27 protein-coding genes and 1 pseudogene are annotated in these 23,972 nt (G+C 56.3%); 20 read left to right on the plus strand and 8 right to left on the minus strand.

Going from position 1 to position 23,972, the window contains the following annotated elements:
• From N5098_RS12810 to N5098_RS12870, 13 genes are all read left to right on the plus strand, one after another.
• Positions 1-1,509: a cobyric acid synthase gene (locus N5098_RS12810; RefSeq protein ID WP_267638272.1), complete on the plus strand. Its 1,509-nt coding sequence runs from the start codon at positions 1-3 to the stop codon at positions 1,507-1,509.
• Positions 1,506-2,168 (plus strand): HAD family hydrolase, encoded by a 663-nt coding sequence (locus N5098_RS12815; RefSeq protein WP_267638273.1) that lies wholly within the window; start codon positions 1,506-1,508, stop codon positions 2,166-2,168. The genes N5098_RS12810 and N5098_RS12815 overlap by 4 nt, the downstream gene beginning before the upstream one ends.
• 5 nt (positions 2,169-2,173) lie before the next feature.
• The gene (gene cbiB, locus N5098_RS12820) at positions 2,174-3,103 is read left to right on the plus strand and encodes an adenosylcobinamide-phosphate synthase CbiB (protein ID WP_267638274.1); all 930 of its coding nucleotides are present in this window, start codon (positions 2,174-2,176) and stop codon (positions 3,101-3,103) included.
• A complete protein-coding gene (gene cobS / locus N5098_RS12825; RefSeq protein WP_267638275.1) occupies positions 3,097-3,840 on the plus strand; it encodes an adenosylcobinamide-GDP ribazoletransferase in 744 nt (247 codons plus the stop codon). The genes cbiB and cobS overlap by 7 nt, the downstream gene beginning before the upstream one ends.
• Positions 3,840-4,382 (plus strand): NTP transferase domain-containing protein, encoded by a 543-nt coding sequence (locus N5098_RS12830; protein WP_267638276.1) that lies wholly within the window; start codon positions 3,840-3,842, stop codon positions 4,380-4,382. Before cobS ends, N5098_RS12830 begins: the two co-directional genes overlap by 1 nt.
• Positions 4,379-5,368: a nicotinate mononucleotide-dependent phosphoribosyltransferase CobT gene (cobT, locus tag N5098_RS12835; RefSeq protein ID WP_267638277.1), complete on the plus strand. Its 990-nt coding sequence runs from the start codon at positions 4,379-4,381 to the stop codon at positions 5,366-5,368. Before N5098_RS12830 ends, cobT begins: the two co-directional genes overlap by 4 nt.
• Positions 5,358-6,365: an aminotransferase class I/II-fold pyridoxal phosphate-dependent enzyme gene (locus tag N5098_RS12840; protein ID WP_267638278.1), complete on the plus strand. Its 1,008-nt coding sequence runs from the start codon at positions 5,358-5,360 to the stop codon at positions 6,363-6,365. The genes cobT and N5098_RS12840 overlap by 11 nt, the downstream gene beginning before the upstream one ends.
• Positions 6,358-7,062, plus strand: a complete 705-nt coding sequence (locus tag N5098_RS12845; protein ID WP_267638279.1) for an adenosylcobinamide amidohydrolase — start codon at positions 6,358-6,360, stop codon at positions 7,060-7,062. The genes N5098_RS12840 and N5098_RS12845 overlap by 8 nt, the downstream gene beginning before the upstream one ends.
• A gap of 176 nt (positions 7,063-7,238) precedes the next feature.
• The gene (gene phaC / locus N5098_RS12850; protein ID WP_267638280.1) at positions 7,239-8,330 is read left to right on the plus strand and encodes a class III poly(R)-hydroxyalkanoic acid synthase subunit PhaC; all 1,092 of its coding nucleotides are present in this window, start codon (positions 7,239-7,241) and stop codon (positions 8,328-8,330) included.
• A 112-nt stretch (positions 8,331-8,442) separates the two neighbouring features.
• The gene (locus tag N5098_RS12855) at positions 8,443-9,333 is read left to right on the plus strand and encodes a PhzF family phenazine biosynthesis protein (protein WP_267638281.1); all 891 of its coding nucleotides are present in this window, start codon (positions 8,443-8,445) and stop codon (positions 9,331-9,333) included.
• Positions 9,334-9,427: 94 nt separating this feature from the next.
• Positions 9,428-11,716, plus strand: coding sequence for a phosphoenolpyruvate synthase (ppsA, locus tag N5098_RS12860; protein WP_267638282.1), 2,289 nt, complete (start codon positions 9,428-9,430; stop codon positions 11,714-11,716).
• Between the two features lie 66 nt (positions 11,717-11,782).
• Positions 11,783-12,856 (plus strand): tyrosine decarboxylase MfnA, encoded by a 1,074-nt coding sequence (gene mfnA / locus N5098_RS12865; protein ID WP_267638283.1) that lies wholly within the window; start codon positions 11,783-11,785, stop codon positions 12,854-12,856.
• 52 nt (positions 12,857-12,908) lie between these two features.
• Positions 12,909-13,655: a metallophosphoesterase family protein gene (locus N5098_RS12870; RefSeq protein WP_267638284.1), complete on the plus strand. Its 747-nt coding sequence runs from the start codon at positions 12,909-12,911 to the stop codon at positions 13,653-13,655.
• 6 nt (positions 13,656-13,661) lie between these two features.
• Here the strand turns inward: N5098_RS12870 and N5098_RS12875 are convergent, their stop codons facing one another.
• Complete coding sequence (locus N5098_RS12875) at positions 13,662-14,366, minus strand: HAD family hydrolase (RefSeq protein ID WP_267638285.1); 705 nt, start codon at positions 14,364-14,366, stop codon at positions 13,662-13,664.
• 137 nt (positions 14,367-14,503) lie between these two features.
• Entirely contained in the window at positions 14,504-15,040 is a 537-nt protein-coding gene (locus tag N5098_RS12880; protein WP_267638286.1) for a hypothetical protein, read from the minus strand.
• A gap of 114 nt (positions 15,041-15,154) precedes the next feature.
• On the opposite strand from N5098_RS12880, the gene metG reads away from it, so the two are divergent.
• Positions 15,155-17,269, plus strand: coding sequence for a methionine--tRNA ligase (gene metG / locus N5098_RS12885; RefSeq protein ID WP_267638287.1), 2,115 nt, complete (start codon positions 15,155-15,157; stop codon positions 17,267-17,269).
• 38 nt (positions 17,270-17,307) lie between these two features.
• Positions 17,308-17,613 (plus strand): DUF7312 domain-containing protein, encoded by a 306-nt coding sequence (locus N5098_RS12890; RefSeq protein ID WP_267638288.1) that lies wholly within the window; start codon positions 17,308-17,310, stop codon positions 17,611-17,613.
• A gap of 2 nt (positions 17,614-17,615) precedes the next feature.
• On the opposite strand, the gene rocF is transcribed toward N5098_RS12890, so the two are convergent.
• Positions 17,616-18,530: an arginase gene (gene rocF, locus N5098_RS12895; protein ID WP_267638289.1), complete on the minus strand. Its 915-nt coding sequence runs from the start codon at positions 18,528-18,530 to the stop codon at positions 17,616-17,618.
• 130 nt (positions 18,531-18,660) lie between these two features.
• Here rocF and N5098_RS12900 point away from each other — a divergent pair, with 130 nt between their 5' ends.
• The gene (locus tag N5098_RS12900; RefSeq protein WP_267638290.1) at positions 18,661-19,194 is read left to right on the plus strand and encodes an Rrf2 family transcriptional regulator; all 534 of its coding nucleotides are present in this window, start codon (positions 18,661-18,663) and stop codon (positions 19,192-19,194) included.
• Between the two features lie 22 nt (positions 19,195-19,216).
• Here N5098_RS12900 and N5098_RS12905 read toward each other — a convergent pair whose 3' ends face one another.
• The 3 genes from N5098_RS12905 to N5098_RS12915 form a co-directional block, all read right to left on the minus strand.
• A complete protein-coding gene (locus tag N5098_RS12905; RefSeq protein ID WP_267638508.1) occupies positions 19,217-20,110 on the minus strand; it encodes a Vms1/Ankzf1 family peptidyl-tRNA hydrolase in 894 nt (297 codons plus the stop codon).
• A 54-nt stretch (positions 20,111-20,164) separates the two neighbouring features.
• Positions 20,165-20,539, minus strand: a complete 375-nt coding sequence (locus tag N5098_RS12910; RefSeq protein WP_267638291.1) for a DUF5802 family protein — start codon at positions 20,537-20,539, stop codon at positions 20,165-20,167.
• A 144-nt stretch (positions 20,540-20,683) separates the two neighbouring features.
• The gene (locus N5098_RS12915; RefSeq protein WP_267638292.1) at positions 20,684-20,899 is read right to left on the minus strand and encodes a YgaP family membrane protein; all 216 of its coding nucleotides are present in this window, start codon (positions 20,897-20,899) and stop codon (positions 20,684-20,686) included.
• A 126-nt stretch (positions 20,900-21,025) separates the two neighbouring features.
• Between N5098_RS12915 and N5098_RS12920 the strand changes: the two are divergent.
• Both N5098_RS12920 and N5098_RS17705 read left to right on the plus strand, forming a co-directional pair.
• A pseudogene (locus N5098_RS12920) lies at positions 21,026-21,355 on the plus strand (ArsR/SmtB family transcription factor); the annotation flags it as partial.
• A complete protein-coding gene (locus tag N5098_RS17705) occupies positions 21,344-21,913 on the plus strand; it encodes a hypothetical protein (RefSeq protein WP_438267333.1) in 570 nt (189 codons plus the stop codon). The pseudogene N5098_RS12920 and the gene N5098_RS17705, both read left to right, overlap by 12 nt.
• Before the next feature lies 1 nt (position 21,914).
• Here the strand turns inward: N5098_RS17705 and N5098_RS12925 are convergent, their stop codons facing one another.
• Positions 21,915-22,397 (minus strand): DUF8526 domain-containing protein, encoded by a 483-nt coding sequence (locus N5098_RS12925; RefSeq protein WP_267638293.1) that lies wholly within the window; start codon positions 22,395-22,397, stop codon positions 21,915-21,917.
• Between the two features lie 117 nt (positions 22,398-22,514).
• Between N5098_RS12925 and N5098_RS12930 the strand changes: the two genes are divergently transcribed.
• Complete coding sequence (locus N5098_RS12930; protein WP_267638294.1) at positions 22,515-22,862, plus strand: DNA-binding protein; 348 nt, start codon at positions 22,515-22,517, stop codon at positions 22,860-22,862.
• Between the two features lies 1 nt (position 22,863).
• Positions 22,864-23,457, plus strand: coding sequence for a DUF7411 family protein (locus tag N5098_RS12935; protein WP_267638295.1), 594 nt, complete (start codon positions 22,864-22,866; stop codon positions 23,455-23,457).
• 45 nt (positions 23,458-23,502) lie between these two features.
• Here the strand turns inward: N5098_RS12935 and N5098_RS12940 are convergent, their stop codons facing one another.
• Positions 23,503-23,937, minus strand: coding sequence for a cytidine/deoxycytidylate deaminase family protein (locus tag N5098_RS12940; protein WP_267638296.1), 435 nt, complete (start codon positions 23,935-23,937; stop codon positions 23,503-23,505).
• Positions 23,938-23,972: the final 35 nt, after the last annotated feature.

The following is a 23,972-nucleotide window of genomic DNA, read 5'->3' on the forward strand; positions in this document are numbered from 1 at the left end:
ATGGCTACCACGCTGCTCGTCGCGGGGACGGCAAGCCATGTCGGTAAGAGCACTGTTGTCGCCGGTCTTGCACGGCTCCTCGCCAGCCACGGCGTCGACGTCGCCCCATTCAAAGGCCAGAACATGAGCAACAATGCACGGGCCGTTCTCACGCCCAATGGCTCGTGGGGAGAGATGGGTGTCTCACAGTACGTTCAGGCACGGGCCGCAGACGTAGCACCCACAACAGACCACAACCCAGTTCTACTAAAGCCGCGTGGCGACAGCGAAAGTCAACTCGTTATCGATGGCCAGGCAGTCGGACATTATGAGGCCGGAACGTACTATGAAACGCATTGGGACGACACCCGGAAGGCTGCCAAACGCGCTCACGCCCGCCTCGCCGAGGACCACGACGTAATACTCGCGGAAGGTGCCGGCAGTATCGCGGAGATTAACCTTCACGACAGGGACTTGGCCAACATCGAGACGGCGCGATTTGCGGATGCATCGATTCTGCTGGTGGGCGACATCGAGAGAGGTGGAGCTTTCGCAAGTCTCTATGGCACGCTCGAACTGCTCCCCGCGGACATCCGGCGTCGTGTTGAGGGCATCGTGATAACCAAATTCCGAGGCGATCCCGACTTGCTCGATCCGGGCATCGACGAACTCGAAGCCAAAACGGGCGTCCCCGTTGTCGGCGTACTCCCCTACGACGACCCCGGTCTGCCCGCTGAGGATAGCGTCTCTCTGCCAGCCGAAGGGAACCGCAAAACAGTGGGAGAAGACAGCCAAACAGAGACGGTAACGGTCGGTGTCGTTCGGTTGCCCCATATCTCAAATTTCACCGACTTCGAACCGCTTGCCCGTGTCCCCGGCGTTCAGGTGACGTATCTTCCAGTAGAGGCGGAGTTCGGAGCTGTGGATGCGCTTGTGCTGCCAGGAACAAAGAACACGGTTGACGACCTGCTGGCGCTGCGAGAGGCGGGCGTCGGCGAGGCAGTTGCCTCATTTTCTGGACCAATCGTCGGCATCTGTGGCGGGTATCAGATGCTCGGTGAGCAAATCACCAACGCGGGCATCGAGTCGACAGTAGACCGCGACACTGTGTCTGGGTTCGGACTACTCCCCGTCAAAACGCGCTTTCAGCGGGAAAAACGGGTACAGGAGGCAACTGTCTCAGTCGACGGAACAGGGCCTATCAACGGCGCAACTGGGTCCGTCACGGGATACGAGATACATATGGGTCAAAGCGAGCCACTGTCGACGATTTCACAGCCACTGGGTGAACAGAGTGCCGTGCACGGAAGCGTTCTTGGGACGTACCTGCACGGACTGTTCGAGAACCGGAACGTCCGGTCAGCATTCGTCGAGACCGTTGCGAACCAGGCAGGTGTCGACCGGTCGACACACCCCAGTACTCACCACTCACCCTACGATAGGGCCCGAGACCTCGTCACAGAAATCGAGCAGGAGTGGTTTGAGACTGTTTTTCCGGAGGCTGTCACCGACATGGAGGCGAGCAGATGACACGAAGTGCCCCAGTTCAAGGGACGAGTTTCGACTGCTTTGGGACACTCATTGATGTTGACCGCACAGCTAACCCTGCACCGCGTATCGCCCGGGAGTTGTCAGCCCGTGGTGTTTCCGTTCCACAGGATTGGAACGAGGCCTACAGAACACCACAGGTTGACGCTGCCCGGTACGAGGAGGTACCGCTCCCTATCCATGTTCGAGCAGTACTTGAAAATCGGTCAGTCGACGTTCCTTCACCGCAGTCGAGTACTGTTCAGGACGCTGTACTGGCTGCTTTCGATGCGACCGTACAGACCCGTAGCGGGGCAGTAAGCACAGTCGAAGCAACAGCTAAACACGGCCCAGTCGGAATCCTCTCAAATTGCAGCGTGCCAGGGCTTGTTGAACGCTCGCTGGCCAAATCAGCACTCGATTCCGAGCAGTTCGATGTCGTCGTGACAAGTGTGGACTGTGGCTGGCGAAAGCCTGACCCGCGAGCGTTCGAAGCGATTACGGCACATCTTGACGTGCCGTTGTCGGCACTTGTTCATATCGGTGACGACCCCGAGACCGACGGTGGCGCGAGTAAGACAGGTGCAACGGCCGTTCTCGTTAATGAGGTTCCGCTCACAGATGTCCCGGATTTTATAACTCAGGACGGAGGCGACTGTTAATACCGATGGCGGTGGTTCCACCTGCTACTGGCGTTGTCGCACTTGCACTGGTGTTTGACATACTGGTGTCGGAGTTTCCACGCGGGTTCCATCCAGTCGCGCTGTTTGGACGTGTTGTTGGCCACTGCGATCGTAACTGGACGTATCCCGTAACCACGGGAATAGTCCTCGCGCTCGTCTTGCCGCTGACAGCCGCAGCTGTCGTCGGTAGTCTCACCGCGGTCGCATTCAGTATCCAGCCGGTTGTGGGTGTTTGTGTGGCCGGAGTCGCGCTGTTCAGTACTGTCAGTCTGCGGATGCTGTTTGGGGCTGCTACAGGGGTCATCGGCCTCACAGAGTCAGACGTATCACAGGCGAAAACCGCGGTTCGTGCCCTGGTCGGCAGAGAGACTGACGGACTGTCGCCCAGAAAGCTTCGGAGCGCAGCCGTCGAAAGCGCCGCAGAGAACCTGGCAGACGGGCTAGTCGGACCGCTTTTTGCGTTCGGTATCGGCGCACAGCTGTCAGTTGTGGTCGGCATCGCAGCGGCAACAGCACTCAAAGCAGTCAACACGATGGATTCAATGCTTGGTTACCGCTCGAAGCCAGTTGGGAAAGCGAGCGCACGGCTTGACGACCTGCTGTTGTGGGTACCGGCCCGAGTTACGGCGCTTTTGCTTGCTGTGGTTTCACTGAATCCACGGTCTCTTTGGGCAGCACGCAAGTGGGTCACGGAGCCGTCGTCACCGAATTCGGGGTGGCCGATGGCAACGATTGCGACTGTGGGACGCATACAACTCGACAAACCAGGTGCCTACACGCTGAACCCAGACGGCGACCTTCCGTCTGTCGCGGAGGCGAGGCGTTGTGTTCGCATTGTTGGAGTGACTGGTGTCTTTACGTTCATTCTCACAGGCGTCGCGGTTAGTGTCCCGATGGGGGTCGTTCCATGGTGATATCGGCGCTTCGTGGTGCAGTTGGCTTTCTCACCCGCGTCCCGGTTGGTCGCGATAAACAGGCTTGGGAAGCGTTCAGAGCATCGCCAACTAGTCTGCCACTAGCCGGATATTTGATCGGGTTTGTAGCGGCCGTTGCACTGGTGGTTCCAGCTCCAAATACGACAAACGCCGCGCTGTTTGTCGTCTGGCTGTATCTCCTCACGGGAATTACGCATCTGGATGGTTTAGCTGACCTTGGGGACGCACTCGTCGTTCATGGCTCGGCTGATGAACGGCGGGCTGTCCTGAAGGATACAACGCTTGGCGTCGGTGGCACGGCCGCTATCGTCATCTCGGTGGTCACGCTGATACTCGCTGTTTTGCCACTCGCAACCGACCCCTGGACAGCAGTTGCACTCATTATCACAGCAGAGGTGACGGCAAAATTCGGGATGGCAACGCTGGTTTGTACTGGGACTGCAATACACGAGGGGTTAGCATCCGCGATGACCGAATCGGCGACCCCACGGACACTGGTTGGGCCAGTCGTTGTGGCCTTTCCTGTTGTTGTACTAACGTGGCCCCATCCAACCGCAGCAGTCGCATTCGCCGCGGGTCTGACAGCGGTGGTTGTTCTCCGCTGGTGGGCTCGGCAACACCTCGGCGGTATCAACGGGGATATATTGGGTGCAGGGAACGAAATAGTGCGTCTCGTTTCGCTTCATGCGGGGGTGATGGCGTGGACGCAGTTGTGATGTGTGGTGGAAAGGGTTGCCGGCTCAAGAGCGATACCGAGAAACCCCTCGTCGAAATCGGTGGTGTCCCCATGGTCAAGCGCGTTCTGTCTGCTCTCGGTGAGAGTGACGTCGACGCCGTCTACGCCGCAGTCTCCCCACATGTACCGCATACGGCGGAATCACTCAAATCGAGCCCTGTTACCCGTATCGATACACCTGGAGACGGCTACGTAGAAGACCTCACGGTCGTTCTCGATACGCTGGAGTTACCAGTTCTGACAGTTGTTGCAGACCTCCCGCTGGTTACCGGAAAGATAATCGATACTGTTCTCGACAGCCACAGCGGAGGTGCACTCGGTGTCTACACACCAGCAGTAGTCAAGCGCCAACTGGGAGCGAGCCTCGACTTAACAGTCGACCGCGAAGAGAGAGAACTTGCACCGACTGGATTGAATATCGTCGGTGACGGCACGGAGACAACATATATGACACACAACATCCGACTTGCAGTCAACGTGAACCGACCGGAAGACGTACAGCTAGCCGAGGATCTTATATGAAATTTGCCGTGGTTGTTGGGTCGACAGAGACAGCGACGATTGAGGGTATTAGCGCTGCTGGGGCTGTCCCGGAAGCGACCTACCACACGCCTGCTGCTGACTTGGAGATTGTTGAGTACGGAAAGCCGGTGTTTGCCCCGCAGATGCCAGTGAGCCCAACCGGGTGTCCGACACCAGCACTCATCACCCGCGCAGTTCGAGAGCTCGTCTCGTTCGACACTGTCGCCGTCGAATCGGGACTGGTGACTGAATCAGCGACACCAACAGTCACAGTGGGTGACAAACCTGGTGCCGATATCCGCAGTAACAAGCCGGTACCGGACGCGACCGAACGGTTCGAACGAGCGAGAGCAGTCGGTCGAGCGTTGAACGATGAAGAACTCATTATCGGAGAGAGCATTCCCGGCGGAACGACAACAGCACTCGGCGTACTGACCGCACTAGGCGAGCCCTACAACGTCTCGTCCTCGCTGCCTGAGAACCCAATAGAGCGTAAACAGGAGCTAGTCAATGCTGGGCTGGAGGCAAGCAGTATTGAGGCGGGTGCACTCGCGGGAGAGCCACTCAAAGCAATTACGCTGATGGGCGATCCAGTTCTCCCTGCAGTGCTGGGGTTGACTGTCGGCGCAAATGAGAGAGGAATCGATGTGATGTTGGCCGGCGGGACCCAGATGGTGACTGCTGGAGCGCTCGCTCGTCACTTCGGCGTTCAGGATGAGCTGAGGGTAGCGACAACGGTATTCGTAGCGGACGATACGCCAGAGTTACACCAGGCCAGCGACGAATTAGCGTTCGACCTAACAGTGACTGACCCCGGATTCGACCAGTCCTCTCACGACGCATTGACTGGGTTCTGTCGTGGGGAAGCAAAAGAGGGTGTCGGAATGGGGGGCGCGCTGGCACTGGCCGACCGGAACGGCGTTTCGGACAAAGAGCTACGACAACAGATTGTACGGCGATACGAGGCTGTAACCGATGGACCCTGATAGCACAGCAACCGTCGGTCGTGTGCCCCACGGCGGCGAGGAAGCGGTAGAATTGGATTTTAGCGCAAATACAAACCCCGAAATGCCGTCCGGTGTCAGGGACATCTACAACTCAGCACTCGAAGCGGCACGGTCCTATCCACCGGAGCCACCGACGGCATTCTGTGAGGCTGCAAGCGATTACATCGGTTGCGATGCCGATTCGATTGTCCCAACGCCCGGTGGATTAGCTGCGATACGACTTGCCATTGAGGTGACTGTTGAGCCAGATGATTCTGTCTTGGTGCCGGCACCGAGTTTCGGTGAGTACGCTCGAGAAGTGACACTCCAAGGTGCAACGCCGACGATTGTCGACCAGCAAAACATCGTAGAGCGTGACCCCACACCACATGCGATGGCAATTATCTGTCACCCAAACAATCCAACAGGCCATGCCTACAGCGCGGGCCAGCTCAAAGCGTTTGCGAGGCGCTGCCGGGCGGCCGAAACGACGCTACTCGTCGACGAGGCGTTCCTTGACTTTACCGACCGGCCGTCGCTTGCCGGGGTAGATGGAGTCATCGTCGCTCGGTCACTGACAAAGATGTTTGGACTACCGGGCATCCGAGCAGGGTTTGCCGCTGGGGACAACCAGACAATAGCAAAGATGGCAGCGACGCGTCGACCCTGGAACCTTGGCGCACCTGCACTGTCTGTCGGAACCTACTGTCTGAAACAATCGTCGTTCATCGAACGGACAAGAACGCGTGTTCGAGAAGAACGTGAGCGACTCACCGAAGCGCTTTCCGAGACGTTCGATGTATCTCCCTCCGAGGCCCCGTTTCTGTTGCTCGACGTGGGAGAGGGGAACGTCGATTCGGTGCTCACGGCCACACGTGAGAGAGGTATCGCAGTCCGTGACGCCAGGACATTCAGGGGTCTAAACTCGCATATCCGCATCGCTGTTCGTCTGCCAGCGGAGAATGACCGCTTACTGACGGTGTTACGCGATGTTTGAAACGGAAGTCTGTGAAGGGGTACTCCAAGTCTGTCGGCCATCAACCCTCTGGCTTTCGAGTGGCTGGCAAGGTGGAACACAACAGGGAGCCACAGCGTACAATATCTCCGTTCCCGAAGGATGGGACCGGCAAGACCTCGACAGCTACGTGAGAGAGCGCCAAGAACGAGCAGGGTTCTACCGTGAGGGGCCAACACTGCTAACTGGTGTCAACCTTAGCCACGCACGAGGTGCACGGTACGGTCCGGTGACAGTGTACGCGACGGCCGGTGTATCTAACCCGGGTGTGTTGCCATCCGAACCACCGGCGTCATCACAGAGCGATGCAACCAAAGAGCCAGACACTGACGGTGGGACAGTCAATCTCATTGTAGGAAGCGAGCGAGCGCTTGGCGACGGCGCACTTGCCAACTTACTCGCAGTCGTTGTCGAGGCAAAGACTGCAACGCTGCTCGCCGAAACTGGGTTTCCCGGCACGACAACTGATGCTGTTATTGTCGGCTGTGACCCCAACGGACAGCCGGCCCAATATTCCGGAACAGCAACTCCGGTTGGTGCCGCAGCCAGGGCATGTACACGAGATGCACTGCTTGCAAGCCTTGGCTCTCGCTACCCCAATAGCGAGTATCCAGCGACACTCGAAGACGCCGAATACGGCGTGCAGACAACAGTTATGCCCGATGTGTTCACTGTGTGAGTGTATCAAGACAGCTTAATCGCCCGAGAGATGATGATATCTCGAATACCACACTACTACAAACCGGGTCGACGAACCACGGTTATGAACAGGTCGGGCGAGAGTTGCTTCAAACAAAAAGTGTTCGCCCAGCGGCTAGGAGATAGCTCAAATTGGCTTTTTCGGAGGTGTCGCTCGTGAGCTGGGAGGAGCCACCGTCACCATATATCCAGCGTCATCTCGCACACCTCGGTGTGAGGGCAATCGAACGCGGAACAGTTACACCCGAGCGGATGATGACAATGATGACGTCCGCGGTCGGCCAGACATCCAGCGAAATTATTTACGAGGAAAACAAGCTCGAAGTTCACCGATACGAGCCGGATGAGCAGCGATTTGCGACACCAATCTGTCTTGTCTATGCACTGGTTAATCGACCCTATATCCTTGATTTACAACCAGACCGGAGTGTCATCAAAGCGTTGCTCGAGGCCGGCTTCGAGGTGTACCTCATCGATTGGGGTGAGCCATCACGCCTCGATACGGCGCTCGGCCTCGAAGACTACGTCTGCCGATATATCGATAACTGTGTAGCGACCATCTGTGACCGAGCAGGCGTCGAGTCCGTTCATCTGTTGGGCTACTGTATGGGTGGAAGCCTCGCTATCATGTACGCATCACTTTTTTCGGACAACGTCCGAACACTTTCAGCTATGGCGACGCCAGTTGTCTTCGACGAGACAGGTGGGTTGCTCGAACGCTGGGCCCGCTTCTATGACCCAAAGACCGTCACCGAGACCTACGGAAATGTCCCTGCAGAGCTACTTGCAAGCCAGTTCGCGCTGATGGAGCCTGTCGAGAACCTCCTCTCGAAATATATCCGGTTTTTTGAGAACATCGAAGATGAAGACTTCGTCGAAATGTTTGCCCGGATGGAGCGCTGGACGTGGGACGGCGTCGACGTTGCCGGGCGCGTGTTCAGAGAGTTTGTCGATGATGTCTACCGGAATAACCGGCTCATCGAAGGAGAGATATCGCTCGGCGGCGAGACAGTGACGCCAAGTGAGCTAACGGTTCCACTTCTCCAGATTGTCGGAACACAAGACCATATCGTTCCACCCGAGTCAAGCACAGTTCTCAACAATGTTGTCGCTACGGACGACGAACACATCGTCGAGTTCCCTGCAGGCCATATTGGAATTTCTGTTTCCGGGCGTGCACACAGTGAGCTCTGGCCGGAGGTCTGTTCGTGGCTTGGCCAGCGCAGTGTCCCAAAGCATACCGAATAAGTAGCACGGTACTCGGACATGCAGCCATCTTTTGACGTGTACTATTACAACAAACAACTGAACCAATCACCGAGAGGATAGGATTCTTGAACACACGGGGAGAGAACGATGTATGGAGAAAAAACAACTACTGCTGGTCGATGCATTCGCCGACGAGCCACTGGCGGGTGTCCCTGTGCCGGTCGTTCTCGACGACACAACCCAGTCACAGCTTCGTTCGATTGCCGACGAGTTCGGAGCCGATGGCGCTGTTTCACTCAGCGACGACGGCGTGCGGTACGTAGAGCACGAGGGGACACATGGCTTCGTTGCGGGTGCTGTCGCGGGCTGGACAGCACTAGCAGAGCACAACAAGAGAGACGATGAGACAGCGATAACGGTAATCAGCAGCGATGGCAAAGAGACCGAGTATCCCGTAGGGTATGATGGCTCGCGAGATGTTCGTGTTGAAATACCGGACCAGCGTATCGAACCCGTATCGGTTTCTCTTGACAGAGTCGCCCCTGCGTTGGACGTGACAGTCGAGGCACTGTCGAACGTCACTGAGGAGTTACCTGTCGCACGAGCGAAGCGGTTCGGCGGGACACTATTTGTCCCCGTCGGGTTCATTGATGACCTCGGTGCCTGCTCGCCAGACCGGGAAACACTGGCGGCCGTGCTCTCAGAGACAGGGAGTACGAGGGTGTGTGCATTTACCTTCGATACGCTTGGCCGGCGATCAGATGTGCAAGTTCGTCTCTTCGACCCGGCAACACATGCGTGCGAGCGAGCCACAAGTGGGGTTGCAGTCGCTGGATGTGGCCAGTATCTTGGGAAGCACAATGCCTTCGACGGTGATATCGAGACACTCCGGGTTGAGTGTGGGTACTTCCGTGACCGGCCGGGGACCATTGAGACCACGCTCGACACTAGTTCACATGTTGGGGGCCGTGGACTGACGGTGTCGGAGACGACAGTTTCGGTCCCAGAACCGAATGACGGCAGTGATATTATCGAGCTCTAAGCGGGAGTATCTCACTCGAAAAGAGAACAGTCCGGGCCTGGCTTGGACAGTCCAGAAGCTTCTTTATCGTGCTTGAAGTTGCATCACATACGCTATGGCTGTACTCTGGCTGGACGATATCGGGGGCGATGACCTCGATACGGTTGGTGGCAAAGCTGCCTCGCTTGGCGAGATGTGGGCTGCTGACTTGCCTGTACCACCGGCATTCGTTGTCCCGACCGAGACGTATCGTGCGTTTATCGAAGAAACTGGTATCGACGAAGAACTGTTCGACATCGTCGGCGTGGGGGCTGACGACCCGGACCTCGCAACGGCCGCAAAAGAGGCCCAAGAGCTTATTACCGAAACACCAATGCCCGACTCGCTTCGCGAGGAAATCCTCGACGCTTTTGACACAGTCGGCGAGGATGCCTCGGTTGCTGTGCGGTCATCGGCGACGCTCGAAGACCTAGAAGGTGCGTCCTTTGCAGGCCAACAAGAGACGTTCCTCAACATTACCCGCGAAAGTGTCGTCGACCGCGTCCGTGAATGTTGGGCATCGCTGTTTACGCACCGAGCACTGTACTATCGTCAAGAACAGGGGTTTAATCACCACAAAGTCGATATTGCTGTCGTCATCCAAGAGATGGTCGACGCCGACAAAAGTGGCGTTATGTTCACAAGTAACCCCTCGACTGGTGCACCAGAAATCACAATCGAGGCTGCGTGGGGTCTTGGCGAAGCTGTTGTCTCAGGAGCTGTCACGCCCGATAACTACGTTATCGAGCGGTCGACAGGAGATCTAAAGGCGAAGACGATCGCCGAAAAGAAGGTAATGCACGTCCGAGATGCCGAAACCGGCGAGACTGTCGAGCGCGAGGTCCCAGATGACAAGCAAAGCGAGCGGGTCCTCTCTGAGGCTGAGCTCACAGAGCTTCGTGAAACTGGTGAAATGATTGAGGAATACTACGGCCAACCTCAGGACGTGGAGTGGGCAGTTCACGACGGTGATGTGTATTTGCTCCAGTCAAGGCCAATTACCACGATAGACGAAGCAGAAGAGCCAACACAGGGAAGTGCCTCCGATGAGGGAACCGGAACTGGTCTCGCTGGGGGCAGCGAGGACAGTGAGCTTATCTTATCCGGGCTTGGCGCGACACCCGGCCAAGCATCCGGAGAAGTCCGTCTTGTCACCAAGCTCGACCAACTCGACAAGGTAGAGGAGGGCGATATTATCGTTACCGAGATGACCACACCCGATATGGTGCCGGCGATGAAGCGAGGGGCAGGCATCGTCACTAACGAGGGTGGAACAACCTCTCATGCAGCAATTGTCTCACGGGAGCTTGGTGTTCCGGCCGTCGTCGGGACTGAAACCGGCACCGAAGAGCTGACAGATGGGCAACTGGTAACTATCGACGGCGATAAAGGGACCATCACAGCAGGCGGAAACACCGAGACAAAAGCAGATGACGAGGATGCCGTCGAACAGGTGCGCCCCGATACACCGGTCAAGCCGATGACCGCGACCGAGGTGAAAGTGAATGTCTCAATTCCCTCTGCAGCCGAGCGTGCAGCGGCCACTGGAGCCGATGGTGTCGGGCTGCTCCGTATCGAACACGTGATACTCTCGCTCGACAAGACACCCGAGAAATTCATCGCCGATAACAGCAAAGGCGAGTATATCGAAGCACTCGTCGAAGGGGTTCGGACCGTCGCAGACGAGTTTTATCCGCGCCCAGTCCGTGTTCGGACCCTCGACGCACCGACCGATGAGTTCCGCCAGCTCGAAGGTGGTGAGGATGAACCTGTCGAGCACAATCCAATGCTGGGGTATCGGGGCATTCGGCGCAGTCTCGACAAGCCCGAGGCGTTCCGTCACGAGCTCGATGCGTTCCGAAAGCTGTACGAGTTGGGCTACGACAACGTCGAGATCATGCTCCCGCTAATCAACGACGCAGAAGACATTCACCGGGCAAAGCGCATGATGAAAGACGTAGGTATCGACACGAACAAACGGACCTGGGGCGCGATGATAGAGACGCCAGCAGCTGCACTCTCTGCTGATGCGATTGCCAAATCTGGTGTCGACTTCGTCAGCTTTGGGACAAATGACCTTGTCCAGTACACGCTCGCTATCGACCGCAACAACGAGCGCGTCGCAGACCGGTACGAGGCGATGCATCCGGCGGTGCTCGACCTCATCTCCGACACGATTGATGTCTGTCGTGAGCACAATGTGAGTACGAGCATCTGTGGGCAAGCTGGCTCAGACCCCGAGATGGTTCGCTATCTCGTCGAAGAAGGGGTCACCTCGATCAGTGCAAATATCGACGCTGTCCGCGACGTGCAACACGAGGTCAAGCGGGTCGAGCAGCGCCTGTTGCTTGAGTCCGTTCGGTAGCGTTGCTGGCGTCTCTCTGCTGGGGAGACCACAGAAGCTAAACCATTTCCTCTCCAAAAACTGTCTATGCAGAAGGTACAGCAGGCGGGTATCGAGGGGATGCAACCACAGGATTTTGACCGCGTCCTCACATCGATGTGTACCGAACCACACCCGGTGGCCCGCGAGGCCGCCGAGCGTTTCCTCGCCACAAACCCTGGCGACCCCGGAACCTACCAGACGGTTGCCGACCTAGAAGGGCGGGCTATCGAGCTTCTCGGGGCCATAACCGGGCTATCAGACCCGGCAGGATACATCACTAGCGGCGGCACAGAAGCCAACATTCAGGCGGTTCGAATTGCCCGGAACCGCGCTGAGACGAACAATCCAAACGTTGTCGCGCCCAAGAGCGCACATTTTAGTTTCCGAAAGGCAGCAGAGCTTCTGGATGTCGAACTCCGGACAGCACCGATGAAAAACCACCGTGCGAACGTCGGCGCGATGAACGAACTCGTCGATAGAGACACTGTAGCACTGGTTGGCGTCGCTGGCTCGACGGAGTACGGCGTGGTCGACCCAATTCCCGAAATTGCCGAGTTGGCGAACGACGCCGACGCGCTGTGTCACGTTGACGCCGCCTGGGGCGGGTTCTATCTCCCGTTCACCGATAAAGACTGGCAGTTCGAACAGGCCGATATCGACACGCTGACTATCGACCCGCATAAAGTCGGGCAGGCTGCGGTCCCAGCGGGGGGCTTGCTCGCCCGCTCAGCAGAGATATTCGATCCACTCGCTATCGACACGCCATATCTGGAAACGACATCTCAGATAACGCTCACCGGCACCCGGAGCGGCGCTGGTGTTGCAAGCTCCGTTGCGGCGATGGAGGCACTCTGGCCTGGTGGCTACCGCGAGCAATACGAGATATCGATGGATAACGCCGCGTGGCTCGCAGAGCAACTCGAAGCTCGGGGCCACGATGTGTTTGGCCCGGAACTCCCGCTTGTGACAGCTGATCTATCAGTGCCAATGACAGACGAACTCCGTGACCGCGGCTGGCGCGTGTCCAAAACCGGTAGCGGCGAACTGCGTATCGTCTGTATGCCTCATGTAACGCGGTCGATGCTCCGGTCGTTCGTTGCTGACCTCGACTGGTTCTGACGGTCATGATAAAAGCAAAAATACCTATACGCAACCGCCCTCATCGACAGATGTGACAACGGTTGGGATTCTCACCGACATACACATGCGGACAGAGTATCGGTCTGAGGTGGCCGACAGTCTTTTGACTATCTATGAGACGTTGTCGCATCATAATCCCGACCACGTATTCGTTTTGGGAGACCTCATTCAGGACAGCGACGACCCAGACACCGACAAAGAACACGTCGAACTGGTTGCTGAGTTGCTGGCTCCGTTTCAGGTCACCTACCTGCTTGGAAACCACGATACGGTCAACCTCACACGGGCCGAAATCGGTGAGATCGTTGGTCAAGAGACGTTTTACGGACAGCTAACTATCGACGACACCACTTTTGTCTATCTCGATTCTCAGATGGGCGATCACCGAGTACTCGGAGAAGTTGATGAAAGTCAGCGTGAATGGGTAGCAACGACGATGGATTCGGAGCCAGTCGTCTTAGTTCACCATCCTATCGCCCCGTTTTCGCTACGGAACAATCCCTGGTTCTCAGACGCACCGGCACGGGCATTCCTCCGAAACCAGCAGGCGGTACTCGACACAGTCTGTCCGGCGGCCCGCGCGACAGTCAGCGGACATATCCACCAGACGACAGCGCTTCGATACCGAGGCGTCCCTCACCTTTCGGTTAACGCCGTCAGCAAGGAAACCGAAGACCGTCCCGTCACCGGCACGTGGGCATTGCTCGATTTCGAGGACAGGCTGACTGCCGACCTGTTCGTCGAGGATACTCATCAACGAACACTCCAACTCAAGTGAGCGTGCTCACTGGGAGGAAACACAGAGCATATCGAGCAAGTCACCGGGTGATTCAAGAACGTACTCCGGAGTCGGTGTTGGGTCCGTTGTCTCACCGTTGGCAATCCAAGCAGCACTGATGCCAGCATTGTGTGCACCGACAACGTCGGCTTGGAGGCTGTTACCAACGTAAATTGCCTGTTCGGGGTCGGTATTGACAGCCGACAGCGCTGTCTCGAAGGGTTCTGGGTCCGGCTTTGCCGCCGTGTCGTAGCCTGCATGGACGACCGTCTCAAAGCAGTCGATGCCCAGTGTTTCGAGTTTCTGTGATTGCATGCCCGGGCCACCGTTCGTGACGGCGGCAAGCCGGTACTCCCCAGTGAGATTGTCGAGAAGTTCCTGTGCGCCGTCGAGCCAGCCGATTCTCGTGTGGTCGCGTTCTGCTGCGTACGCACGGGCAACGGCCCGAGCAGTTTCAGGGTCTCGGCCTTTCTCCTGTGCGATATCGGTGAAGCAGGCCTCGCGGTGGTCATCGACATCGTCACTGTCCTCAAGGAATGTTTCGTACCGCTCGACGTACTCTTGAGACGAAAAGAACGGTTCGACGCCAGCACGGTCAAAAGCGAGCGGCAGGAGGGTGGCGGTCGACCGCTCGTACTCACAGAGCGTCCCGTCAATATCGAAAACAACAGCCTCGACAGCAGCTAGTATCTTCTCCTCAGAGTGTGACATTGAGACAGCGTATGAACAGTCGGAACAAAAATGACTCGGCAAAAAGTTCTCTGGCTATGAATCGAGGGAAAATCCTCGAAGAGCACAAACTGAGTTCCTTTAGCGAGAAAATCGCGCCGTTGACGGCCTGGAGGTTCTCATCCAGTGGGTTGCTGCGGGGACTGCAGTTGCTCCGGCGAAACGAGAGCTGACGCCTTTGCCGAGGTGAGCGAATCGATAAGCTCGTATGGATCACCGGTAATCTTCATTGCACCAATTTGGCCATACTCTTCGTTCACTTCGATATCGGTTTGCGATTGGAGAGCTTCTTTGAGTGCAGTGAGTGCCTCCTGAATCAGTTCTTGTTGGCGCTGGATAGCTTCTGACTGGCTGAGTTCACCAGCCTGCACTTGCTGTCGCAGTTTTTTAACTGCTTGTTGGTCCGGTTCGCTGACAATCCCAATACTTCGAGTATCTCCTTCACCGGGGACGATACCGTTGTCTTCGTCGGAGCCGCCGTCTTCGTTAGAGCCGCCGTCTTCGTCTGACTGAGAACTTTGTGTGGCTGCTTCCGGTGCTTTGTCGTCAGCAGATTCTTCAGAGTCCAAAATACCTGAACAGCCAGCAAGAAGGGCAGTACCGCTTACAGCGGCACTTTGTAGGAACCGTCGTCGCTTCGTCAGTGGGTCTTCCATAGCAGTTAAACGGAGAAGATGCAAGGGAAAAAGAATTGTTACCTGTGATTGAGGCAACAGTTGCCCATTTCCAGAACCGGCTTTCTTTTTACACCGCATCACACACGTTTGGGTATGAGCCACGAGGAACTACCCACGGAACAGCCAGCAGTGGTGACAGTGGGGTTACCGTACGCGAACGGTGACCTTCACGTTGGCCACCTGCTTGGGTATGTAACCGGGGATGTGTACGCTCGCGGACTCCGCCGCATCGGCCAACAGACCGCATTCGTCTGCGGGTCCGACATGCATGGGACGCCTATCGCAGTCAATGCCGCAAAACAAGGGCGTAACCCCGAGGAGTTGGCACTCGAATACCACGAGCAATACGAGGAGACATTCCCCGAGTTCAACGTCGAATTTGACCACTACGGACACACGCACGACGAAACAAACACGGAGACAACACAGGAGTTTGTCCAGACGTGGTTGGACGAGGAGTACATCGTCGAGAAAGAAATCGAGGTCGCGTGGGATGCGGAAGCAGACGAGGCGCTGCCAGACCGATTCGTCGAGGGAACCTGCCCACACTGCGGGGAGAAAGCCCGCGGCGACGAGTGTGATGAAGGCTGTCAGCGACATCTCGAACCGGGCGAAATCGAGGACCCAGTGAGTGTCAGAACTGGCAACCCGGCAGAGTACCGGAAACAGCCACACAAATTCCTCCGTCTTTCTGATTTCCAAGAGTATCTGCAGGAGTTCATCGACCGACTCGAAGGAACAGAGAAAGCCAGCAACCAGCCCCGCGAGTGGATTGAAGGCGAGTTACAGGACCTCTGTATCACGCGAGATATGGACTGGGGGGTTGATTATCCCGGTGACGACCGCGAGGATCTCGTGCTTTATGTCTGGGTTGACGCCCCTATCGAGTACGTCTCTGCAACCAAACAGTACTCCGAACAGGTCGGAACAGATGTCTTCGACTGGGAGGAGGTCTGGAAACTCGACGGCGAGACACACCCAGATACCGAGTGGGACGTGGAATGGAGCGACGACAACGGTGAGATTATCCACGTCATCGGAACAGACATTATCCAGCACCACTGCGTCTACTGGCCAGCGATGCTCCGCGGTGCGGGGTACAACGAACCGCGGTCAGTCATCGCAACAGGATTCGTCGGCATCGACGGCAAGTCGCTATCGACCTCGCGAAACCGAGCTATCTGGGCGAAAGAGTACCTCGATACTGGCTTCCACCCGGACCTGCTGCGGTACTATCTCACCACGGGGTCGGGCGTCGAGTCGGACATCGACTTTTCGTGGGACCGCTTTGCCGAACGGGTCAACGGCGAACTCGTCGGCAATCTGGGCAACTTCTGTTACCGTGGGCTGCTCTTTGCCAACCGCAACTACGACGGAACCCCAGATGTCGACCCCAGCACAGAGGTCCAAGAACGCATCGAGGACGCAATCGAGACCTTCCAGACGGCTGTTAATGAGTCTGATGTGCGGACGGTCGGCGAAGTTGCCATCGATCTTGCGGACTTTGGCAATGAATACATCCAGCGCAACGAGCCATGGAACCTCATCAGCGATGACCCCGAGGCGGCAGCTGTTGTTATCCGTGACTGTGTCCAGTTGACCAAGGCCTGTGCCGTTCTCATGCAGCCGATTATGCCAGAGAAGGCGTCTGCTCTCTGGGACCAGCTCGGTGAAGATGGCGACGTCACAGCAGTTGGGCTAGAGGAAGCGCTCGCGACACCATCCGACGAGTTCGGTGACCCGAGCGAACTGTTCAACCAAGTCGAAGACGAGACAATCGAAGACCTGAATCAGCAGCTTCGTGAACGTATCGAGAAGACGAGCAAAGATGAGGACGACGACTCTGACGACGAGGAAACACAGATGACTGAGATTGACCCCATCGAGGACGACCGTATCAGCTTCGAACAGTTCAAAGGAATCGATATGCGCGTCGGTGAGATTGTCGACGCAGAGCCAATCGAGGACGCCGACGAACTCGTCAGGCTCGAAGTCGATATCGGCGTCGAAACACGGCAGGTTGTTGCCGGTCTTAAACAGCTCCACGATGTTGAAACATTGCCCGAGACACGTGTCGTTTTGCTCGCAAACATGGAGCAAGCTGAACTCTTTGGCTTCGAATCCAACGGAATGGTCCTCGCAGCAGGCGACGAGGCCGACCTGCTGACAACCCACGAGGACGCCCCGCTTGGCACACGCATTCGGTAGCGTTGCGGTTTTGTCCCCTGAGGGATTATCTGGACCCGATGGGAACCGGTAGTGACGAGCCAGATACGCCAGGGAACGGAGAACGGTCCGATGATGACGGTCCACCACAGTCTGCCTCCGGAACGCTGGCAGAAGATGAACAGGAAGACGAGTGGCGGTTTTCGCTCGACGACTTGCCAGCGACCGACACCGAAAACGGCAAGCCAAATAGCAACGTCGCCGGGACATTAGAGACACACCAGCCACTCGAACCGGGCAGTATCGACCGCGAGAATGCGTTCTTTGTCGTCGTTGGCATACTCCTGATTCTCGGACTAGTCGTCGGCGCGCTGTTGGGCTTGTAATTTCAGAGAATTCGTTTGCCAAGCGCGCTCGCAGCGAGTTCACAGGCGAGTTCTGCGGTGCGGTTTTGCCTGTCGAGAATCGGGTTCACTTCAACCATATCGAGCGCACAGAGAATCTCTGCGGCCTCTCTGTAAACCAGTTCCAGAGCAGCGTGGCCTTCACGGTAAGAAATCCCACCCCGGACGGGTGTTCCGACACCCGGAGCTTCATCTGGGTCAAGAAAGTCCATGTCGAAGCTGACATACAACTGGTCGATATCATCGAGCACCGCATCGAGTGCGTTCTGTGTTACTGTTGTAATACCGTGCTCGTCGATATCTGACATCGAGTACGCGTGAATTGCACTGTCTTGGATGTACTTCTGTTCACCTTCGTCGACGCTTCGGAGGCCGACCATCGCCACGTTCGAAGGGTCGACGTTGGGGCAGTGCGCCCACTCTTTGCCGTCGAACGGGCCACGGCCGAGAATTGCTCCGAGTGGCATCCCGTGGATGTTGCCACTTGGCGTGGTCTCAGGCGTGTTGAGGTCAGCGTGTGCGTCGAACCAGATAATACCTGTCGACTGGTCACGAGTACTCCCGTTGGCTGTTCCAATTGCAATAGAGTGGTCGCCACCGAGTACCAGCGGGAACCGTCCGGCCTCGTGGGCTTTTCTCACACGTTCGGCAACGCGTTTACAGACTGTCCGGGTTTCGTCGAGGTACTTTGCTTTCCCACCGAGAGTGTCCCCAGCATCAGGGTCACCCGATTCGGGCCGTGGCACTGTGACATCGCCACTATCGGCTGTCGCTTGGTCGATTGCGTCAAGTTCATCGCTGAGTCCCCCGTATCGAATAGCTGACGGTCCCATATCTACACCCCGTCTATCAGCTCCGAGGTCCATCGGGACCCCAAGAATTTCAACTGTCCTGTCCATACTGGCGACTGACGCGGAACCAAAAAAAGGGATTCGCTTGACCGTCGAGACAGCAAACTACTGCTGTAGAGTGATGGGCGGTTTTTATCAGACCGCCGGGTTTAAGGACGAAACTGACGAATTTTTCAGCATGTCATCTATCGAGTTGACGTCCAGTCAGCAAACGATTCTGCAGGAACTCGTTAACCTCTATAGGGAAGCCGAGCAAGCTGTGAAGGGGGAAGAAATCGCCGAGCAGGTTGACCGCAACGCTGGAACCGTTCGCAACCAGATGCAGAGCCTAAAGGCGCTCCAACTTGTCGAAGGCGTACCTGGGCCAAAAGGCGGGTATAAGCCAACATCGACGGCATACAAAGCCCTCGATATCCAGGATATGGACCAAGCAGCAGATGTACCGCTGGCTCATAATGGAGAGCAAGTCGAGAAAGCAAACGTCGCGGAGATAGACCTGACGAGCGTCCACCACCCCGAGAAATGCCGTGCCAACATTACGCTTCAGGGCTCACTCACCGACTTCAGTGAAGGTGATGACGTGACAGTCGGGCCAACACCACTGTCCCAACTCCAAATTGTCGGCAAGGTCGACGGTATCGACGATACCGACAACGCACTTGTGTTGACAATCGAGGATATGGAAGCACCAATCGGAGCGACAAAAAAGTAACCACACCGTGCAGGCGACAGGCCTACAGGATGCGAAACTGCACAGTCCAAAACGCGTCCCACGCAGAGTTGAGTGCTTGCTCTGGCTTGCCAGTCGCGTCAACCGTTGCTGTCTTGTCGGCTAAATCTGCGACGGCTCCAAGAACTGACCGTTCGCCGACGATAAACAGCCGGTCTGTCTCTCGCTCGGCCAGTGCTGTCCGGCATCGGTCGAGATGATTCTCTATTTGCTCATCGCGGAGTCGTTCAAACCGCGCCTGTGAGAACCCACCTTTCGAGTGTTGACTCTTAAGCTCGCTATCGAACCCGTGAAACGCTGTCCGCTGGTCTTTTTCGTACGTCCCCATCGCGAACAGGTCAGAGCGGACAAGCGCGAGCGTGTAGCGGCCACGTGGCTGAAACCACTCGCGGTCGAAACGAAACTCTGTCCCCCACTCCGAAAACGGCTCCGGCGCAACTGGCGGTCGAAGACAGGCCGAGACAAGACCAGCGTCGTCCACGAACACAACGCATGGACTCGCCCGTGAGACAAGTGCGGCACGGTCTCCCAACGCATCCTGCACTTTGGCAGGGAGGTTATGGCCGTCCTCGACGTACGCCGAGAGCGCGCCTTCAGGTTCCGTCTGGAACGACGAGAGTCGCGAGAGTACTTCGTCAAGACGGGAACCTGCAAGCGTGGTTTTCCGACGGATAGAGAGCGTTACCTCGTCAGATTGGAGGCGGTCAACCTGATCTTCGAGCTGTGTGACTCGGTCTTCAAGCGCGTTGACCTGACGCTGTGCCTCCTGTTTCTCTGTGGCTGCCTCTGTGCGCCGTCGTTGTTCGGCCGAGAGTTGCTGTTCGAGCGAGTCGCGCTCAGCCTCAAGGTTCTCGATACGCTCTTTGAGTTTTGTCCGACCCAGCAGGTCGTCGAGCATCACCTCACACGGCAACGCCCGTGCGTAAAAAGGCCGCGACATCTTGAGCGTCAACTACTGATACGCTCCACCCTCGGACTGCTGGTCGTGCCCGACAGTCGCCATGCCAAGTAGCCGGGACGCGTGCTCGGCCTTTGCCAACAACACTTCGCTCCACGTCGGTGGGTTCTTGACCGTCTGCCTGTCCAGCAGGCCCTCTGGCACAGCGAGTGTATCTGCGGGCACCCCGTCGCTGCCTTCTACGGCAAAGTGTGTCGAACCAATTTTCATCACAAGGGGCACATCGAGTCGTGCAATTCCCTCATCGTCAGCATAAAGCTGTTCGTTTACGTGTTCGTGTTGCTCACGGCACATTTTCGCTGTCTCATCGCTACTCGGCTCGACGTACAAACGGCCCAAGTAATAGCCGCTTGAAAACTGTTCAAACATGCGGTACGGTCACACATAACATGCGCGTATATAAAAGATGTTTGCCGAACATTTATTACGAAGTTATATCAGGGCCTCCCGTCGGGTGGATTTGTAGCGAGTCCGCGACACACCAATGTATAAAAGCACGTGTTTTGAGACAGGTTAGTTTTCGGTCGTATCGACTCCTGCTGCCTCGTTTATCGGGCATTTTTGTGTTGTTCCAGTAAATAGCATAATGAGCCCAAATAGGACAGCCACCCCACCAACTGCGAGCCCGACTTCCAGTACATCACCGACAATCGCTGCCCCCGCTGTCAGGCCGAGTACTCCAAGCACGATACGTCCCGTTCGGTCGATTCCACCGACATTCTTTTTCATCAGTGCATAATACATTATTAATGATTATAAACTTTCCTCGAAAAGAGAGAAACGGGTGTTTCATGCCCATTGCTGTCCGGCAGTACAGCCACAGGTTTTTATTGAGGACTGCCGTATCACCGACAGATGGACTCCGCGGAATTTCTCGATATACTTGGCAACGAAAATCGCCGCCGTATTCTACAGTTGCTGGCCAGAAAGCCGTGTTATGTGACAGAAATAAGTGAGTTCCTCGGCGTGAGTCCGAAAGCCGTTATTGACCACCTTCAGAAGCTCGAAGAAGCGGGATTAGTTCACAGCCGAACAGACGACAGACGACGAAAATACTTCTCTATCAACCGGCATGTCCGTCTTGAGGTAACGGTGTCGCCATACGAGTTTGGCACAAAGAGTGCCTACCCATCGAGTACACGACTTGACCTGACATCCTGTCGCCGTCTGAGTATCGACCTTGATGCAGAGATTCCGTCCAACGAGGCAGACGAAGACTGTCGATCAAAGCAGTCTGACAAGACACAGACACTCCGAGAAGCGATACAAGCGGCCACACAATCGGTCAACGGAAACAACGATGAGGAACAAAGCAATCAGCTTGCCGAGAGAGAGCAAAAACGCGACGCCGAAGAGTCTCGTCGGAATGCAACGAATGGCGGACAGCAGCTGGGATACGGAGCCGAGCCGGAGCGACTTCTCTCCGGGTCAAACCAGACAGTCGTCGAACTCGCGTTGCGACTCAATGACCTCAAACAACTGGAACGGGAACTCTCACTTGCTCAGCGCTGGACGCAAGGTCAGATAATGGAGTTGCGAGATGCGCTTGGTGAGGCTGTCGGAAATGGCGACCCACGCCTTATCTCAGAGCTGCTGTTGGCACTGGCAGACGGCCCGAAAGAGTCAGAAACGCTTGGTCGAAAACTCGATGCGCCGGTTTCCGTTGTCGAAGAAGTCTTGGAGGAGTTAACCACCGATGGGGTCGTATACAGAGACGGTCACGAGTGGCATCTGGACACGTAACTCAGTTAATGTCGCGGGTCAGTCCACGACGGAAGTCACGACCAAAGTAGTGGCCCACAACAGCCGCGCCCGCACCACCAAGTAACCCAAGACCGAGCAATACGGTTGACCCAAACGTAATCACCAGCAGGTTTCCAAGCAGTGCCGAGCCACCGCCGACTGCGCCCCCGGCAAGCAAGAGCTCAAGATATCGACTCTCGCTACTACCGGCACCGTACGCAAAGCCAGCGCCACCGAGGCCGAGCAGACTCCCAAGCAAGCCAAGAAACGGAATCAGACTGAACAGTGCCGAGAAGACGACGCTTAAAACCGTGGCAACGACGAGACCTCGACTAGAAAGTACCCGCCCAAGCGTGCGGCCATACAGTGAGCGAGCGAGTCCACCCGATGTATTTTCTTCCGGTGGGCTGGATTCATCAATCCCAACGTCGACATCGACGTTCAAGTCGACATCGTCGGTTTTCTGCGTCTGGCGTTCACTCATAAACAGGCCTAGGTCCTCGGATGGTTTTGTTCTTTGGCTCCGTTTCTGACCCAAGAATCTGGGTCGCTGGTTTGCCGGTTCGTAATCGTTTTCCCAATCACTTGCCAATAGACATCTATGAGCGGCGAACCTAGTGAAGACGAACTCGAACGAATTCGAGAGAAGAAAAAAGAACAGCTCAAAGAACAGTCTGGAGAACCAGACGAAGAAGCAATCGAGCAACAGCGTCAACAACAAGAGGCCCAGAAGAAAGCCATTCTGCGAAAGAACTTGACTGATGGCGCACGCAAGCGTCTTAATACCGTTAAGATGTCCAAGCCCCAAGTCGGTGAGCAGGTCGAACAGCAAGTTATTGCGCTGGCTCAAAGCGGTCGGGTTCAAGGGAAAATTGACGAAGAGAAAATGAAGGCTATTCTAAAAGAACTTACGCCTGACTCCAAGAGCTTCGATATCAAACGCCGATAGAATGGATGTCGGCGTCCTCTATAGCGGCGGAAAAGACTCGACACTAGCTGCACTCCTACTGGAGCCGTTCGGTAACGTAACGCTGCTCTGTTGTACGTTCGGTGTGACCAACGATTACGAACACGCACAGGAGGCCGGCAGTAGTGTCGGGTTCGAAACACAGCGTGTCGACCTTGACAGTGGGGTGGCAACAGCGGCTGCCGAACAAATTGTTGACGACGGCTACCCGCGTAACGGGATTCAGACAATCCACGAACACGCAGTTGAACATGTTGCAGACCTAGCGTTCGATGCGGTTGCGGATGGCACTCGTCGAGACGACCGGGTGCCGACAATCTCGCGGCCACTCGCCCAGAGCGTCGAAGACAGATACGATGTGTCCTATCTCGCCCCACTCGCCGGCATTGGACGCAAGGCCATTGATTCGATGGTCGAAGCCAAGCTCCGGACTGAGACAGGTCCCTCACCGGAGATTCCAAAAGGCGATTACGAGGCTGAAGTTCGGACGCTTATTGCTGCGGAGTACAGCGACAACCGCGTCGAAGACTTGTTTCCCGAACATACCCAATCACGCGTCCGTGGCCGGCAAAAATAGCGTCCGGTATCGTGACAAGGTATTCGACGACCGTTTCGTTGGTTGTCACCACGTCCGTGTCGGGAGCAACTCATCAGCTTCTACAACTCTATTTTCGCCCTCGACAGGAACGATGACGCGCATCTCTTCGTTATAGTCGACGAGCATCTCTCTACACGTCCCACACGGCGGAATTATGCGCGTTTCGTCTTCGTCGTGAGCCGGCATTGGATAAGAAACTGCGGCACAAGTAACAATGTCGTCGTGACTGTACCCGTCAGCGATTGCTGAGCCTATCGCCACAGGCTCACCACAAGATGAGGCTCGCCCGACGGCTGTCGGCAGGCTCACGCCTTCATACACACTTCCGTCGGTCATTCGAATGCCTGCGGCAACAATATGTGCCCCATCGAAAAAGTCCAGATCGACGGTCGCTTCATTTGTTTTAGTAATCTGGTCAATAAGGTTCTCGTCGTTGGAAGTGAGTTGTGTTGTCTCCATAGCTGGATGGTTGGTGCGACGAGCATGGGTCTTGT

This window comes from Halovenus rubra, assembly GCF_026586665.1.
Lineage (GTDB): Archaea > Halobacteriota > Halobacteria > Halobacteriales > Haloarculaceae > Halovenus > Halovenus rubra.

What these genes read in the sequence shown, in the direction of transcription:
- N5098_RS12810 (WP_267638272.1), top strand. Translation starts at nt 1, where the DNA reads ATGGCTACCACGCTGCTCGTCGCGGGGACGGCAAGCCATGTCGGTAAG.
- N5098_RS12815 (WP_267638273.1), top strand. Translation starts at nt 1,506, where the DNA reads ATGACACGAAGTGCCCCAGTTCAAGGGACGAGTTTCGACTGCTTTGGG.
- cbiB (WP_267638274.1), top strand. Translation starts at nt 2,174, where the DNA reads ATGGCGGTGGTTCCACCTGCTACTGGCGTTGTCGCACTTGCACTGGTG.
- cobS (WP_267638275.1), top strand. Translation starts at nt 3,097, where the DNA reads ATGGTGATATCGGCGCTTCGTGGTGCAGTTGGCTTTCTCACCCGCGTC.
- N5098_RS12830 (WP_267638276.1), top strand. Translation starts at nt 3,840, where the DNA reads ATGTGTGGTGGAAAGGGTTGCCGGCTCAAGAGCGATACCGAGAAACCC.
- cobT (WP_267638277.1), top strand. Translation starts at nt 4,379, where the DNA reads ATGAAATTTGCCGTGGTTGTTGGGTCGACAGAGACAGCGACGATTGAG.
- N5098_RS12840 (WP_267638278.1), top strand. Translation starts at nt 5,358, where the DNA reads ATGGACCCTGATAGCACAGCAACCGTCGGTCGTGTGCCCCACGGCGGC.
- N5098_RS12845 (WP_267638279.1), top strand. Translation starts at nt 6,358, where the DNA reads ATGTTTGAAACGGAAGTCTGTGAAGGGGTACTCCAAGTCTGTCGGCCA.
- N5098_RS12855 (WP_267638281.1), top strand. Translation starts at nt 8,443, where the DNA reads ATGGAGAAAAAACAACTACTGCTGGTCGATGCATTCGCCGACGAGCCA.
- ppsA (WP_267638282.1), top strand. Translation starts at nt 9,428, where the DNA reads ATGGCTGTACTCTGGCTGGACGATATCGGGGGCGATGACCTCGATACG.
- mfnA (WP_267638283.1), top strand. Translation starts at nt 11,783, where the DNA reads ATGCAGAAGGTACAGCAGGCGGGTATCGAGGGGATGCAACCACAGGAT.
- N5098_RS12875 (WP_267638285.1), bottom strand. Translation starts at nt 14,366, where the DNA reads ATGTCACACTCTGAGGAGAAGATACTAGCTGCTGTCGAGGCTGTTGTT.
- N5098_RS12880 (WP_267638286.1), bottom strand. Translation starts at nt 15,040, where the DNA reads ATGGAAGACCCACTGACGAAGCGACGACGGTTCCTACAAAGTGCCGCT.
- metG (WP_267638287.1), top strand. Translation starts at nt 15,155, where the DNA reads ATGAGCCACGAGGAACTACCCACGGAACAGCCAGCAGTGGTGACAGTG.
- N5098_RS12890 (WP_267638288.1), top strand. Translation starts at nt 17,308, where the DNA reads ATGGGAACCGGTAGTGACGAGCCAGATACGCCAGGGAACGGAGAACGG.
- rocF (WP_267638289.1), bottom strand. Translation starts at nt 18,530, where the DNA reads ATGGACAGGACAGTTGAAATTCTTGGGGTCCCGATGGACCTCGGAGCT.
- N5098_RS12900 (WP_267638290.1), top strand. Translation starts at nt 18,661, where the DNA reads ATGTCATCTATCGAGTTGACGTCCAGTCAGCAAACGATTCTGCAGGAA.
- N5098_RS12905 (WP_267638508.1), bottom strand. Translation starts at nt 20,110, where the DNA reads ATGCTCGACGACCTGCTGGGTCGGACAAAACTCAAAGAGCGTATCGAG.
- N5098_RS12910 (WP_267638291.1), bottom strand. Translation starts at nt 20,539, where the DNA reads ATGTTTGAACAGTTTTCAAGCGGCTATTACTTGGGCCGTTTGTACGTC.
- N5098_RS12915 (WP_267638292.1), bottom strand. Translation starts at nt 20,899, where the DNA reads ATGAAAAAGAATGTCGGTGGAATCGACCGAACGGGACGTATCGTGCTT.
- N5098_RS12925 (WP_267638293.1), bottom strand. Translation starts at nt 22,397, where the DNA reads ATGAGTGAACGCCAGACGCAGAAAACCGACGATGTCGACTTGAACGTC.
- N5098_RS12930 (WP_267638294.1), top strand. Translation starts at nt 22,515, where the DNA reads ATGAGCGGCGAACCTAGTGAAGACGAACTCGAACGAATTCGAGAGAAG.
- N5098_RS12935 (WP_267638295.1), top strand. Translation starts at nt 22,864, where the DNA reads ATGGATGTCGGCGTCCTCTATAGCGGCGGAAAAGACTCGACACTAGCT.
- N5098_RS12940 (WP_267638296.1), bottom strand. Translation starts at nt 23,937, where the DNA reads ATGGAGACAACACAACTCACTTCCAACGACGAGAACCTTATTGACCAG.